Below are 12,607 nucleotides of genomic sequence, written 5' to 3'. Positions count from 1 at the left end.
ATGCGCCCAGCCCCCTACAGGCATAAACGATGACTGACGAGAGCCTCCCCCACCCGGGCACCCCACCTGCAGACTGTGCCTTGTGCCCGCGCCTTGCCACTTATCGTGCCGAACAGCAGGCCCGCCATGCCGGCTGGTGGAATGCCCCGGTGCCGCCCTTGGGCGATGCCAATGCGTGGCTGGCCATTGTCGGCCTCGCACCCGGCCTGAAGGGCGCCAACCGTACCGGCAAGCCATTCCACGGCGATGAAGCCGGCAAGATGCTGTTTGGCACGCTGGCGGAACTGGGTCTGGCCAGCGAAACACCCGCGGGCTGGGATGCGCCGGGCCTGTTCATCACCAACGCCGTGGCTTGCGCCCCGCCCGGCAACCTGCCCGAAACGGCGGAAAAACAGAACTGCCGGTCATTCCTTGTAGAACAGCTGGCCGCCCTGCCCCAATTGAAAGTGGTGGTGGCGCTGGGCGAGACCGCCCACCAGGCCGCAATCAAGGCGATTGGCGGCAAGCTGCCCAAATATCGCTTCGGCCATGGCGTGACGCACAAATTGCCGTCGGGCGTGATGCTGGTCGACAGCTATCATTGCAGCCGCCTCAACACCAACACCGGCCTGCTGACGCCGGAGATGTTCAAGGCCGCGCTTGAGTCGACACTGGCCTTCAGGGCCTGAAGCGGCGCTCCAGCCAATTGACGGCAAAACGCGTCATCGCGGCGGCCGGCACCAGCACACAGGGCGCATCGCCCACCTGGCCTTGCTGGCCCTGCCCGCTGGCCAGAAAGTCAACGACGATGCTGGCGAAATAGTCCTCGTCCAACCCGTCCACCACCGGATCGACCGTGTCGAACTCGGTGATTGCCTGCCAGGCCACACCTGCTTCGGCTGCCAGCGGCACTTCCATGCGGCGCACATGCTTGCCTGGGATATCGGCGATATGTTCGGCGTGGTGCAGCAGGCTCATCGTGTCCCACGGCGCACCCAGCATCAGCACCTTGCCGCCAGCTTCCGCCAGCCGCGCAAAGGGCGATCCGGCGCCATAGCCATAATCCATCGGATGATTGGCGGTGAAGCCTTCCGCCCCTGCCCCCAAAGCTGCCACCGATGCGCCAGGATTGCCGCTGCGCCGCGTGCCCGGCGTCGTGCGCAGCGCTTCGGCGAACCAGCCATGATCGGGATTGGCGCGCGAGGTGGCGGCATCAAAGGGCGGAATGACGGGCTTCAGCGACGGATCAAGCCGGCCGTCATCATCCAGGGCATCTTCGAACTGCTCTAGCCAGCTGACATAGGCGAGAATGCAGCCCTGCGGACCAACCACGCGCCGCAGGGCGGCAATCACGCCGTCTGCCCCGCCCAGCACCGGGCCAACGCGGCGCAGGCTGGCGTGGACCATCACGGCATCGCCTGAAGCCAGACCCAGCGCCACCAGATCGTCGGCGAGCGCCTCAGCCGTCCAGAAACTCTCTTCACCCAGAGTGATGCGGCGCATCAGATATCCTGGGCGATGCGCCCATAGAGATCGGGCCGGCGATCGCGGAAGAAGCCAAAGGCAGCGCGGTGACGGGCGGCGAGATCAAGATTGAACGTCGCCTTCACCACGCCCGGCGTTGCATCATCCAGATCATCCACGATGTCGCCGCGCTGATCGCAGGCGAAACTGGTGCCATAGAAAGTCTGCGCGTGCGGCGTGCCGGCTTCTTCGGTGCCGATGCGGTTGCAGGCCAGCACGGGCACGACGTTGGACACGGCATGGCCCACCATCGCCCGCCGCCACAGCCGGCGCGTGTCGAGTTCAGGATCATGCGGTTCGGTGCCGATGGCAGTGGGGTACATCAGCACTTCGGCGCCCATGAGCATCATGGCGCGGGCGGTTTCGGGATACCATTGGTCCCAGCAGATGCCGATGCCGATGACGCCCTTCTTCGTGTTCCACACCTTGAAGCCGGTATTGCCGGGTCGGAAATAGAATTTCTCTTCATATCCCGGCCCGTCGGGGATGTGGCTCTTGCGATAGACGCCCATCACGTTGCCGCCATCATCGATCATGGCCAGGCTGTTGTAATGATGATGCCCGTCCTTCTCGAAGAAGGAACAGGGGATATAGGTCTTCGTTTCCAGCGCCACTTCGCGCATGGCGGCGACCGCCGGGTGCTTGTCCAGCGGCAGGGCGTTCACGAACAGGCCTTCATCCTCGTGCCGGCAGAAATAATGGCCTTCGAACAACTCGGGCGGCAGTACGACATCCACGCCGTCAGCCGCCGCGCGGGCAGCGGCGGCGGTCATGGCGATATCGGCGTCGCGATTGCCGGAAAAGGCCAACTGCAGGCCGGCGACAGTGATGGTACGGGTCATGATTTCGCCCCTAGCGCACGATTGTGGCGGGCGAAAGATGGCGCCTTATTTCGGCTGCTGCTGGGTGATGCAGTGGAAGCTGCCGCCGCCGGTCAGAATATGGTCGGCGCGCATGCCGATCACCTCACGCTCGGGGAAGAGCGCGGCGATGGCTTTCACCGCATCCTCATCGCTTGGCGCGCCATAAAGCGGCACCACCACCACGGCATTGGCGATATAGAAATTCATGTGACTGGCCGGGATGATCTCGCCATCGCGCACCACCTTGCCGGGTGATGGGATCGGCACCACGTCCAGTCCGAAATCGCGAGCGCGGTCCCAGGCGTCTTCGTAGACATCCTTGTTGGGATCATCCTTGCCTGCGGCCACCGGCAGCGCCAGCCGGCCGGGTGCCACGAAGCGCGCCAGATTGTCGACATGGCCGTCGGTATGGTCGTTCATGAGCCCCTCGCCCAACCACAGCACGGATTCGAGACCCAGATCGCGCCGCAAATGGCTTTCGACCTCCACCCGGTCCATCCTGGGGTTGCGATTGGGATTGAGCAGGCATTGCTCGGTGGTCACCACCAGCCCGGTGCCGTCCACATCGATGGCGCCGCCTTCCAGCACCCAGCCATGCTTGGCGAGCGGCGTCCTGGTGGCGCCGGCGATGAACGCCGCTACGCCCTCGTCGCCGGGCAGATCATATTTGCCGCCCCAGAAATTGAAGCGGAAACCGGCCGCCGCCAGCCCGTGCGGCGATTGCAGGAACAAGGGCCCGGTGTCGCGCAGCCAGATATCGCCAAAGCCATATTCGTGGATGCGGACATTCGCATCGCCCAGCAGCGCCAGGGCGGCCGTCGCTGCGGCAGCGTTGGCCACGAGCAGCTCGACGCGCTCCCCCCTGGCGATGGCACGCACCATGGCGGCCACTTCGGCCTGGGCGGGAGCCAGATCCTCTTCCCACAGCTCCGCATGGGACGGGAATGCCGTCCAGGTGGCGGCGTGGGCAGCCCATTCTGCCGGTTGTCGCGCCGTCATCGTCTTGTCCTGCTCCCCACATGTTCGTTGCTGCCACGCACCGCCCCCGGCGTGGCTGGCCGCCCTAAACTGTTGCTGTGGCGTTTGATTGCCAGCCAATGCCGGCGCTGGCAACCGCGAAGTGCGACTGGCTTGTTCAGGCCGCGGGCGGCTTGAAGCCCTGGGCCACCACATACCATTCGCTTGAACCCTTGCGGCTGGCCGGGGGCTTCACATGCTTGACGCTGGTGAAATGCTTGCGCAGCGCCGCGGTCAAATCGCCATCGCCGCCGCCGGCCAGCACCTTGGCAACAAAGCTGCCGCCGGGCCGCAGCAAGCGCGTGGCCATGTCGAGCGCGGCTTCGATCAGGCCCATGGTGCGCAGATGGTCGGTCATCTTGTGGCCCACGGTGTTGGCGGCCATGTCGCTCATCACCAGATCGGCCGGGCCGCCCAGCGTGGTGAGGATCAGCGCCTCGCTGTCATCGTCGGTGATGTCCTTCTGGAACAGGTCGACCCCAGCCAGCGGCTCGATGGCGAGCAGGTCCATGCCGACCACTCGCGCTTTCGGGCGCTTTTCCTTCACCACCTGGCACCAGCCGCCCGGCGCGGCGCCCAGATCGACGACCCGTTCAACCCCGGCCAGCATGCCGAATTCGGCATCCAGTTCCTTCAGCTTGAACGCCGCCCGGCTGCGATAGCCCTGCGCCTTGGCAGCGGCCACGTAAGGATCGTTCAACTGCCGTTCCAGCCAGCGTGTTGATTGCGGGGAACGGCGCCGGGCGGTCTTCACCCGCACCTTGCCGCCGCGCGAACGCCCGCCAGGGCCTGTGGGACCAGCGCCGCTCACTTGCCCGCCGCCCACACGCCGTCGCGTGTCATCAGCGTGCGCAAGATGCCTTCACGGATACCGCGATCGGCCACCCTCACCTGCCCGCCCGGCCAGCGGGTGAGAATGGCTTCCAGAATGGCACAGCCGGCAACGATCAGTTCCGCCCGGTCCGGGCCAACACAGGCAATGCGGGACCGTTCCTGCACGCTGGCCACGCCGATCGATCGGCACAGGGCGGCCAGGCTGGTGGTGTCTACCGCGCAACCATCCACCCGCCGTCGGTCATAGCCGGGCAGGCCCAGCTGCACGCTGGCGAGCGTGGTGATGGTGCCCGACGTGCCGAGCAACTGCACTTCGTGCACGCCGCGCGCCGCCAACTTGGTGGACATGCGGTCAAGCCAGGGCCAGATCTGGTCCAGCATCCGGTCATAGGCCTGCACCCGGTCCGGCGCCTGCGGCCATTGCGGTTCGGTTTCGGCCAGCGAGACAACCCCCCACGGCATCGAAATCCAGTCGAGAATGGCCGGTGGCGCGTCACCGATCCCGGATGGCGCCACCAGCATCAGCTCGGTCGAGCCGCCGCCGATGTCGAAAACCAGCGCCGGCGGGCCATCACCATCGATCAGCACATGGCAGCCCAGCACCGCCAGTCTGGCCTCTTCGGCGGCGCTGATGACATCAAGGGCAATACCGGTGGCGTTGTAGACGCGCTCCACGAAAGCCAGGCCATTGCTGGCGCGGCGGCAGGCTTCGGTGGCGACATTACGGGTGAGCCGCACTTCCCGGCGCGCCAGTTTGTCGGCACAGGCCGACAGCGCGGCCAGCGTGCGATCCATCGCGGCATCGGAAAGCCGGCCGGCATCCAGCAGCCCCTCACCCAGCCGCACCACGCGGCTATAGGCATCGACCACCGTGAAACCATCCGGCGACGGGCGCGCGATGAGCAGCCGGCAATTGTTGGTGCCCAGATCAAGCGCGCCATAGGCCCGCACGCGGCGCTGCTGGGAAGCGTATGCCCGGTTTCGGGCGGAGGGACCGCGACGGGGACCGTCAGCGGTTTCAAGCGGAGCCGGCATCGGCAAGTCCAGTCGATTCAAAAAACCGCCTTGATCGAGACGTTCAGCAAGAACGTCGCCGCAGCGGAACCTGACATCACGCTAGCCAATATCGGCCATGTTGGCAAATCGGGCTGGTCCTGCAGGAGGCGACGGCACGCGGCGGTTGACCGTTGCCGCCGCAGCCGCTAAATGCCCGCCCTCGCTGGCTGTTGCCCCGTCGTCTAAAGGTAAGACTCCGGACTCTGACTCCGTTAATCGAGGTTCGAATCCTCGCGGGGCATCCAGGCCAGCGGTTTATCCCCAATAACTCAAATGATTAGGTGGACGTCTCTGGCGTCCAGACGGTCAACTGTCACACATTTGTGTGACAGTGCGAGGCTTCCATAATGTCTCGCCCTCCCCATCTGGAACGGCGCGGCGCGGTCTACTACGTGCGGATCAGGTTGCCTTCCACACATAGCCAAGCCCTTGAAATTGCAGATTTCAGGCGGTCACTGGCAACCAAGGACTACGTGATCGCCAAGAGACGATGTATTGAAGCTGCTCGATGGTTTCATAGAACGGTAGAGCGCATGGCCAGGTCAGGATTGTTGGACCGGGAGCAATTGGAAGAGGCGGCAAGAGCCTACTTTGCACAGCTCGTGATGGACGTTGATCAACCACGCGAACTGCCTGCTGAAGACTATCAAAACGCCCTCGCTTTCCAGATCGAGCAGACCGAAGGCGAGATCGAACGGCAGGAAGACCACCTTACGGCGCACAGCTACACAGACGGCGACAGGATCGCTGCTAGAGCCATGCTCAAACCTATGGGCGTGGACTTCGACAAGTTGGAGCCGAATGGCCAGATTGCGGCCCTTAGCCATGTCGCACGGGCAAAGCGCCAACAGATGCGCTACCTCCTGCACGGCTTGAAAACCCCAGCAAGCCGGTTCAGTCCCGACGATGAGCTTTTTGCGCAGGGCCACGGTGCTCCCGTCGTTTTGGAGACTATCAACCCGGCAGCAACCGGTCCGAAGATCATTCGTCCAGAGCTCACGCTGGCCAATGCCGTGACCGAATACAACGCCTACCTAGTGCGGACGGAACGGCAAGGCTCTACCCGCGACGAGACAGCTCGTGTGCTTCGCTGGCTTCAAGAGGAAATCGCTCCAGAGACGCCCGTTGCCCACATCACGCACGATCAGATGCGGGAGTTCCGCAATTGCCTTTTGCAACTCGGAGCAGGCGCGCAAGGCAAGAAGCTGCCCTTCCGCCACCGGCTAGCTTTGCCGGGTCAGGCGAACCTTAAGTTCGTCACTCGACAACGGTATTGGCGCTTCACCACCAAGTTCTTTGGGTGGCTACAGGCCGAATATCGCATCCCAAACCCAACCAAGGATTTGCCATTCGAGGGCGGCAGAAATGAGCTGCGCCAGTCGCCCGAACCATTCTCGACAGAGGAATTGAAACGCTTCCTACAAACGCCGCTCTTCACCGGCTACAAGTCGCACAGCCGCATGATGGCCGAAGGCAGCTCTCTGATCCGCAACGGTTATTGGTGGTCGGCAGCACTGATGATGTTCACTGGAGCGCGGGCGGGAGATATTGCCCAGTTGCTCCCGAGCGACTTCCGATTGGACGACGCGGTGCCCCACCTAATCATCCAACCGGGTAAGCTGCCGGAGGGCGTTCCCAAGCGAAGCAAGTTCGGCCCCCGGACACACAAGGTGCCGCTGCACCCTGCCCTTCTCGAATTGGGCCTAAAGGAGTTTGTGGAAGCTCGGGCCAAACTCCACCCCGGCAAGCGCCTGCTGTTTGAAATCAGCATCGGCAAGAACCGGATGAGCGATGGCATGACCAAGTTTTGGTCGAGATACCTCCATGAGTTCGATCTGTTCAAACCGGGCCGTGCAACCCATGTTCACCGGCATACGATGGCCGCCCGGCTCCGGGCCGCAGGCGTTACCAACGAAGACATTGGTGCAGTCCTGGGTCATTCAGACGGATCAGTCACGGCTGGGTATGGCGGCGATCAGGGCTTGGAACGCAAGTTGGCCACGCTGAAAAAGCTGGATCATGGGTTCGATGTGGTCAAGGCGCTGGGTGGATCATACGATCCCAAAGTGCATCGTTACTGATAGACTCGGCGGCACTGATCCGCTAACCAGAGTGTGGTCCAGGATGCTGGATAGTTGCCCCGTTCCATCCTGCGCCAGGCGGGGGAATTAGAAGGGGCAACGGCACGTGCCGGTCAAGATTTCCGCCACCGCGAGCCAATCCTCTAACAAGCCGCAACCGTTCCCGAAACCGAAGCCACCGTATGAGTTGTTCCCAACGACGCTGTCGATGTGTGACGGGAGGATAGTCCGGGTCTCAGTGCCGGTTCCTGACCGGCTCAGTATGATAATAGACATTACGCCTGATATCTTCGGCCCAAAAACACCGGCTGGGGTAACGGTTGCGCAGTGGGTTAAGGGTGCAGGGCATTACCTGAACTCCAATCCACACAACACCCAGCCGCTCGGTTGCCAGTATTTCGAGAACAAGCAATGGTATCGACACGTCACCCTAGGCATGGGGCCTCGGGATAGCTCGGTGCGTTTCGAGTTTTCCGAGCAGACGAATAAAGCCCCAGCCCGCCTGCGGATCGAACTGAACCCGCGCAAGTTGGGCCCAAAGGGGTTCAAGACGCTGCTAGCAATACTGAATGATCCGGATGGACCATTTGCCGGGAAGGCGGTTCTCAAATCTGCCCGTGTCACACGCATCGATTTGGCTGTCGATCTGGAAGGGGTGCAAACGGATGATCTGGTTGCCTTCCACAAGAACGAGCAACAGCGCTCCATCTATATCGGCAGCGATGGTGTGATTGAAACGCTCTACCTTCACGGGAAATCCAGCAAGACGAAGCCGGCCGGTAAAGTGTTAGTCGGTCTCTACGACAGAGCAAAAGAGCGCATCAAGAAAGGTAAGGAGCCTCCGTTCGGCCCATCGCCGACAACACGGGTCGAACTCGTAAAAACCATGAAAGCCCCACACAATTCGCTGGCGAAGATCGCGACCATGGCGGACCCTTTCGGCTCGATTCGGGTCGGCTACCTGATGGGGCAAGGAGCGAAGCCTAAGCAATGGTGGCGCGAATATGTGGGGCTGCGGCGGGGAAAGAACCACGTAGCTACGATTGCGCTGCTGGGCTTGGACGCTACAATGGCAGAACAGTTTGCTTCTGCCTACCTCGTCCCCTGCCCAGAACTCGTCTCGAAGGGCATAAACTGGTCCGGCTGGGACCAGGGCTTGGAGGTGACGGGCCTCAATCTATTGCTTGGCGCACAAAAATAGATTGGGCCGAAGTCATGGCACATCAGAGCTCGAAGAGGTTGCGCACTCCTCCCGCAGGTCCTCGCCGCCGCACATACAGTGAGAAGCCAAGCCCGCAGTGCGGGTTCCCGTTTTCTAGAGGCGTTCGAATTAGCCCCGGAGCTTCAACACGCATTCGATCTGCAACCTCATGGATGCGTTGGATCTCAGTGTAGCTTGGTTGCTCGCGCTTAACTTCAAGCCACGTGTTAAAGAAAAGAAGATCGAGTGCCGTCGATTTAACAAAGTCAACACCTTCACGGTATCCTGCAATCCAATTCAATGAAATGTTTCTGCTCAGCAGGTAATTTGCCAACTGCTGTGTTCCGAAAAGACAGGAGCCAAGGTATAGGCCTCTGAGCCTTGCGCCTTGAACCGCTGATATGGTTCGGAGGGTATTGCGCAGATGCGTTCGGGACACTCTATCGCCACTATGCAAGTGCAACCCGCGCTCATTGCCATGCATGCCTAAATAGGCAACTGTGACTCGCCGACTACGTGACAGCCGCGCAAGAGCTTCGTCCAGCGCGGGCCGAGTTCCAACCATTTCGTACTCGAACGCATGGTGGGTGCCGAAATGAATATCCGAAAGAAACTCGAATAATGGGCGCACGGTCGTATTGCGCTCAATGCCGTTAGAGGGGCTGTGCCAGCGACTCTCTAGAACAGCGATCTTTGTGCTCATGGCGCCCTCCATAAGTCGGTTTGGACTATACAGCAACACTCTCAGGAGGCAGTTTTAACAGGTAAACCAACCATAACCTGTTAAAGATATGCCTGATTTCATTGTCTACCTTCGATGCTCCACTGGAAAACAGCAAGCTTCCGGCCTCGGCATCGAGGCGCAACGCGAAGCTGTAGAGCGATATACGGCCCAATCTGGTGGAACGATCATTACTGAATACACCGAGACCGAGAGCGGCGCGAAATCCGACCGGCCTCAGCTTTCCAGGGCGCTCGCTCATTGTCGTAGGGCTAAAGCCACCCTGCTGATTGCTCGCCTCGACCGGCTTTCACGCTCGCTTTCCTTCGTGGCCCAACTCCTCGACGCGAATGTGGAAATCCGCTGTGCCGACATGCCAGAGGCCAACCGGCTACTCTTGCAGATGTTGGCTGTCTTTTCGGAGCATGAGCGCCAGATGATCCGTGATCGGACGCGGGCAGCCTTAGCTGCCGCGAAGGCCCGCGGCACCGTGCTTGGCACACACGGCAAGGTTCTGGCGGCGAAGCATAGAGCAGACGCGCAAGCACATGCGGAGTGTCTTCGCCCAGCCATTGTGCAGGCACGGGCATCAGGATGTGCAACCCTGCCTCAGATTGCCAATTTCCTGACCGCTGGGGGGCATCCGACATCATCGGGTGGCAAATGGCACCCCATGACCGTTCGGCGCATCCTGGATCGACTGGAATTGCCGCCGCCTAACGATGCTTGAGAACCGCCGCCAGCACATCATCCAGCCAATCAAGGTCATCGTCGGACAAGCGCGCCAGCCGTGTGACAATAGCGTTGAGCTTGGGGCGGTCCAAGGCGGCCCTGGGTGAGAAGAGCTCCTCAGGCTCCACGCCGAGCGCGGTGGCCAGTTTGGCAATCGTGGTGAACCTGGCACCGGTAGCGCCGGCTTCAATTCGAGAAATCATGTCCACGCTGATCTGGGCGTGAGACGACAGGTCGTCCTGCGTCCAACCCCTCTCGCGGCGCTTGGCCGACACCAGCCTTCCGAATTGCGTTCGAAGCTTCTGCAGCGAGTCATTGGCCATGCCCCGTGATGTGACCGGGAAGCCAGACGGGTTGGAGTGAAGTAGACTACGGATTTCGGATTTCCGCTTTTGGTTTGCAAGCAAGTGCAAATGCGGCATCCCGGAAATCGCAACTCACTTCAGGGAGCGTGATCGGTGCAGCCCTCAAACCCTAGGTCGCTCGTGAAAACATCACTCGGGCTAATTGGATATGCTTTGGGCTCTGTCATTGCCCTTTCCGGCATTTCCATGGTCTCGGCAGCAGACCCGCCATCCTTGAGACCCGTCGGACTGCTGTTGGTGGTGGCGGGCCTGCTGCTGATGCCACCAACCGGCAAACGGCTTGGTGAACGCTGGCCGAAGTTGTCGGCATGGTATGCCGCGCCGGTTCTGGGCGGCTTGGTCCTGACCGTCGGCCTAGCCACCACTCTGATCGTCACCGCCGACTGGGAACGGAAACACCCGGAGATTGTGGCAAAGCGCGAAGCCGACAGAAAGGCCCGCCAGGATGCCGCCCGAGCCGAAGAGCAAGCCAAAGTCCACAGCGAGGCTGAAAATGCGGCCCCCTCCGTCACCGCTGGAACAACGCATCTCGACAGGACAGCCATGCTCGATGAAGCGCGATCCGCATTGAAAGCCAACCAACCCGAACGCGCACTAACAATCGTCTATGACAATGCCCCTTCAGAGATGCTTCGCACCGATGCCGAGGTCAAAGCATTGGTGGAACAGATTGAAGCACGGATCAAAGCCAATGATGCCTTGGCTCCTAACAGCATCTTTGCGGAGAAGGTCCGAACTTACTGGTTGCCACAGATAACGGGCATTGCCACAACCGCACCGGCATCAGCGCCGGATATATGGAACGCCATCACCAAGCTGGAAGACGCCGCCCGCGCCCTTGAAGCCAGCAATGCCATGATGCTAGATCAGGCGGGCAAGGATGCTCAGCGCAAGCTCCAAAAAGCCATCGCCGTAAAGCAGCGCGCCCTCTTCCCAATTTTGCGCGCAGCATATGGCAAAATCGTGGGGCAGGTGATGTGGGAGCGCGACATCGATGTGCGCGTAGCTGGCGCAGGCAATCGCAGGATCACGTGGACTGGCGGGCTATTCGCTGCACGTGCCAATATCGCTCGCGCTCAGGGCGGAGCGCAAACTCATTTGCTCCGATTGCGTTTTACGCACTCTAGCTATGAATGGGTCCGAGGGATCAGTGAGCGTTACACCTACACCATGGATGCGCCGTCCGATGACGCGGTGGGCTATTGGGATCAAGGTGCGTTCAAAGCCGTGAGGTAATCGAAGCGCGGTATCCCGCGCGCAATCGGCAGAAGTCCGCCGTTCTGGGCTGTCTAGGGACTCGTTCAAAAGTTAGACTCCATTGGGACAACCAACTGGAGTTATTATGATTTACACGATTGGCTATTCGACGCGGACGCTTCCCGAGTTCCTCCGCGAACTGGAACGGCGGCGTATCACGCAGCTATGGGACGTGCGGTCATCGCCGTGGTCCCGGAACCAGCCATTCAACGCCAACCAGATCGAACGGTGGGCAGAGCGTGGCGGCATCTACTATCGACAGACTGGCCGCGTGCTCGGCGGGCAGTCGGAGGTTGCGCTCGATGACCCGCGCTATATCGAAGCCTTGGACCAGTTGCTTGACGCATCTTGCAAAGAGCCTCTCGTCATTATGTGCGCCGAGGGCGATCCAACACAATGCCACCGGACTTGGGATATCGGTGCAAGTCTGCTTTTCCGTTTTGGTGTCATAGCTCGCTCGATCCTTCGCGACGGGCGCGAAGAGGATGTTACCCAGACAATCGCTCGAACCCCCCTCACCCAATTTGACGCTCGGATACTACGGCTAGGCAGCCCCCAGCCCGACTTGTTCTAAGCTCACGCTCGATAAAGTTCCGCCCAGTTTACGGCCATAAATCGTTCCAGCCACCGCACCGAAAAGACTCAAGGAATTGCGCCTCGGCCAAGCAACCATTGCCCCCCGGAAATTGCCCCAAATCAGCGCCACAAGCCTCCACAAGGCCGCATTGCACGGTTGGGCAACCCACTCATCCAAATGGCCGAAACGAACACCAAATGGCCCCCATTCCGGTTGCCATCAGAATTGCGTTTCTGCCATACGTTCCCTCGATGGCGACCGCCGAGCGACGGCTGGCAGGCGCGGACAGGCAATTGCAATCAATTGCACGCGCGACGCTCTGGGCATCGAGCCGCTACACGTGCAGAGTGGCGCCATAGACATAGGCTCAAGAGGCGGCTGACGCCTCGCGGTCCGCTGG

General features: G+C 61.2%; 13 protein-coding genes and 1 tRNA gene. 7 read left to right on the top strand and 7 right to left on the bottom strand.

Annotated features, from left to right (window positions below):
• Positions 1 to 29: 29 nt before the first annotated feature.
• Positions 30 to 668 (top strand): uracil-DNA glycosylase, encoded by a 639-nt coding sequence (locus D619_RS0105815; RefSeq protein ID WP_026090758.1) that lies wholly within the window; start codon positions 30 to 32, stop codon positions 666 to 668.
• On the opposite strand, the gene aac(3) is transcribed toward D619_RS0105815, so the two are convergent.
• The 5 genes from aac(3) to D619_RS0105790 all read right to left on the bottom strand — a co-directional run bounded on the left by aac(3) (position 658) and on the right by D619_RS0105790 (position 5,168).
• On the bottom strand, positions 658 to 1,482 hold the full coding sequence (gene aac(3) / locus D619_RS0105810; RefSeq protein ID WP_017667633.1) for an aminoglycoside 3-N-acetyltransferase: 825 nt from the start codon (positions 1,480 to 1,482) through the stop codon (positions 658 to 660). The two genes, D619_RS0105815 and aac(3), sit on opposite strands and share 11 nt — an antisense overlap.
• Positions 1,482 to 2,345, bottom strand: a complete 864-nt coding sequence (locus D619_RS0105805; protein ID WP_017667632.1) for a nitrilase-related carbon-nitrogen hydrolase — start codon at positions 2,343 to 2,345, stop codon at positions 1,482 to 1,484. The genes aac(3) and D619_RS0105805 overlap by 1 nt, the downstream gene beginning before the upstream one ends.
• Positions 2,346 to 2,390: 45 nt before the next feature.
• Positions 2,391 to 3,365 (bottom strand): agmatine deiminase family protein, encoded by a 975-nt coding sequence (locus tag D619_RS0105800; RefSeq protein ID WP_017667631.1) that lies wholly within the window; start codon positions 3,363 to 3,365, stop codon positions 2,391 to 2,393.
• A gap of 136 nt (positions 3,366 to 3,501) precedes the next feature.
• On the bottom strand, positions 3,502 to 4,194 hold the full coding sequence (locus D619_RS0105795; RefSeq protein WP_033373048.1) for an RlmE family RNA methyltransferase: 693 nt from the start codon (positions 4,192 to 4,194) through the stop codon (positions 3,502 to 3,504).
• Positions 4,191 to 5,168, bottom strand: coding sequence for a Ppx/GppA phosphatase family protein (locus D619_RS0105790; protein ID WP_017667629.1), 978 nt, complete (start codon positions 5,166 to 5,168; stop codon positions 4,191 to 4,193). The genes D619_RS0105795 and D619_RS0105790 overlap by 4 nt, the downstream gene beginning before the upstream one ends.
• 276 nt (positions 5,169 to 5,444) lie before the next feature.
• Between D619_RS0105790 and D619_RS0105785 the strand changes: the two genes are divergently transcribed.
• The 3 genes from D619_RS0105785 to D619_RS0105775 all read left to right on the top strand — a co-directional run bounded on the left by D619_RS0105785 (position 5,445) and on the right by D619_RS0105775 (position 8,555).
• Positions 5,445 to 5,518 (top strand) — tRNA-Gln (locus D619_RS0105785).
• Positions 5,519 to 5,620: 102 nt separating this feature from the next.
• Positions 5,621 to 7,354, top strand: coding sequence for a DUF6538 domain-containing protein (locus D619_RS0105780; protein ID WP_081587053.1), 1,734 nt, complete (start codon positions 5,621 to 5,623; stop codon positions 7,352 to 7,354).
• A gap of 106 nt (positions 7,355 to 7,460) precedes the next feature.
• On the top strand, positions 7,461 to 8,555 hold the full coding sequence (locus D619_RS0105775) for a hypothetical protein (protein WP_152417319.1): 1,095 nt from the start codon (positions 7,461 to 7,463) through the stop codon (positions 8,553 to 8,555).
• A gap of 22 nt (positions 8,556 to 8,577) precedes the next feature.
• Here the strand turns inward: D619_RS0105775 and D619_RS17815 are convergent, their stop codons facing one another.
• Positions 8,578 to 9,258, bottom strand: coding sequence for a hypothetical protein (locus tag D619_RS17815; RefSeq protein WP_152417318.1), 681 nt, complete (start codon positions 9,256 to 9,258; stop codon positions 8,578 to 8,580).
• 88 nt (positions 9,259 to 9,346) lie between these two features.
• On the opposite strand from D619_RS17815, the gene D619_RS17570 reads away from it, so the two are divergent.
• Complete coding sequence (locus D619_RS17570) at positions 9,347 to 10,006, top strand: recombinase family protein (RefSeq protein ID WP_081587052.1); 660 nt, start codon at positions 9,347 to 9,349, stop codon at positions 10,004 to 10,006.
• Here D619_RS17570 and D619_RS0105770 read toward each other — a convergent pair.
• Positions 9,993 to 10,331, bottom strand: coding sequence for a helix-turn-helix transcriptional regulator (locus tag D619_RS0105770; protein WP_017667626.1), 339 nt, complete (start codon positions 10,329 to 10,331; stop codon positions 9,993 to 9,995). The genes D619_RS17570 and D619_RS0105770 overlap by 14 nt on opposite strands.
• A gap of 228 nt (positions 10,332 to 10,559) precedes the next feature.
• On the opposite strand from D619_RS0105770, the gene D619_RS0105765 reads away from it, so the two are divergent.
• Positions 10,560 to 11,609 (top strand): hypothetical protein, encoded by a 1,050-nt coding sequence (locus tag D619_RS0105765; protein WP_017667625.1) that lies wholly within the window; start codon positions 10,560 to 10,562, stop codon positions 11,607 to 11,609.
• 106 nt (positions 11,610 to 11,715) lie between these two features.
• The gene (locus D619_RS0105760) at positions 11,716 to 12,204 is read left to right on the top strand and encodes a DUF488 domain-containing protein (RefSeq protein ID WP_017667624.1); all 489 of its coding nucleotides are present in this window, start codon (positions 11,716 to 11,718) and stop codon (positions 12,202 to 12,204) included.
• Positions 12,205 to 12,607 lie beyond the last annotated feature (403 nt).

This window comes from Sandarakinorhabdus sp. AAP62, from assembly GCF_000331225.1.
GTDB lineage: Bacteria > Pseudomonadota > Alphaproteobacteria > Sphingomonadales > Sphingomonadaceae > Sandarakinorhabdus.
The sequence above is the reverse complement of the archived record's forward strand: the minus strand, read 5'-3'. Positions and strand labels throughout refer to the sequence as shown.

Coding starts and splice junctions, on each gene's coding strand:
- D619_RS0105815 (WP_026090758.1), top strand. CDS start 30: ATGACTGACGAGAGCCTCCCCCACCCGGGCACCCCACCTGCAGACTGT.
- D619_RS0105805 (WP_017667632.1), bottom strand. CDS start 2,345: ATGACCCGTACCATCACTGTCGCCGGCCTGCAGTTGGCCTTTTCCGGC.
- D619_RS0105760 (WP_017667624.1), top strand. CDS start 11,716: ATGATTTACACGATTGGCTATTCGACGCGGACGCTTCCCGAGTTCCTC.
- D619_RS0105770 (WP_017667626.1), bottom strand. CDS start 10,331: ATGGCCAATGACTCGCTGCAGAAGCTTCGAACGCAATTCGGAAGGCTG.
- D619_RS0105780 (WP_081587053.1), top strand. CDS start 5,621: ATGTCTCGCCCTCCCCATCTGGAACGGCGCGGCGCGGTCTACTACGTG.
- D619_RS17815 (WP_152417318.1), bottom strand. CDS start 9,258: ATGAGCACAAAGATCGCTGTTCTAGAGAGTCGCTGGCACAGCCCCTCT.
- D619_RS17570 (WP_081587052.1), top strand. CDS start 9,347: ATGCCTGATTTCATTGTCTACCTTCGATGCTCCACTGGAAAACAGCAA.
- D619_RS0105800 (WP_017667631.1), bottom strand. CDS start 3,365: ATGACGGCGCGACAACCGGCAGAATGGGCTGCCCACGCCGCCACCTGG.
- D619_RS0105765 (WP_017667625.1), top strand. CDS start 10,560: ATGGTCTCGGCAGCAGACCCGCCATCCTTGAGACCCGTCGGACTGCTG.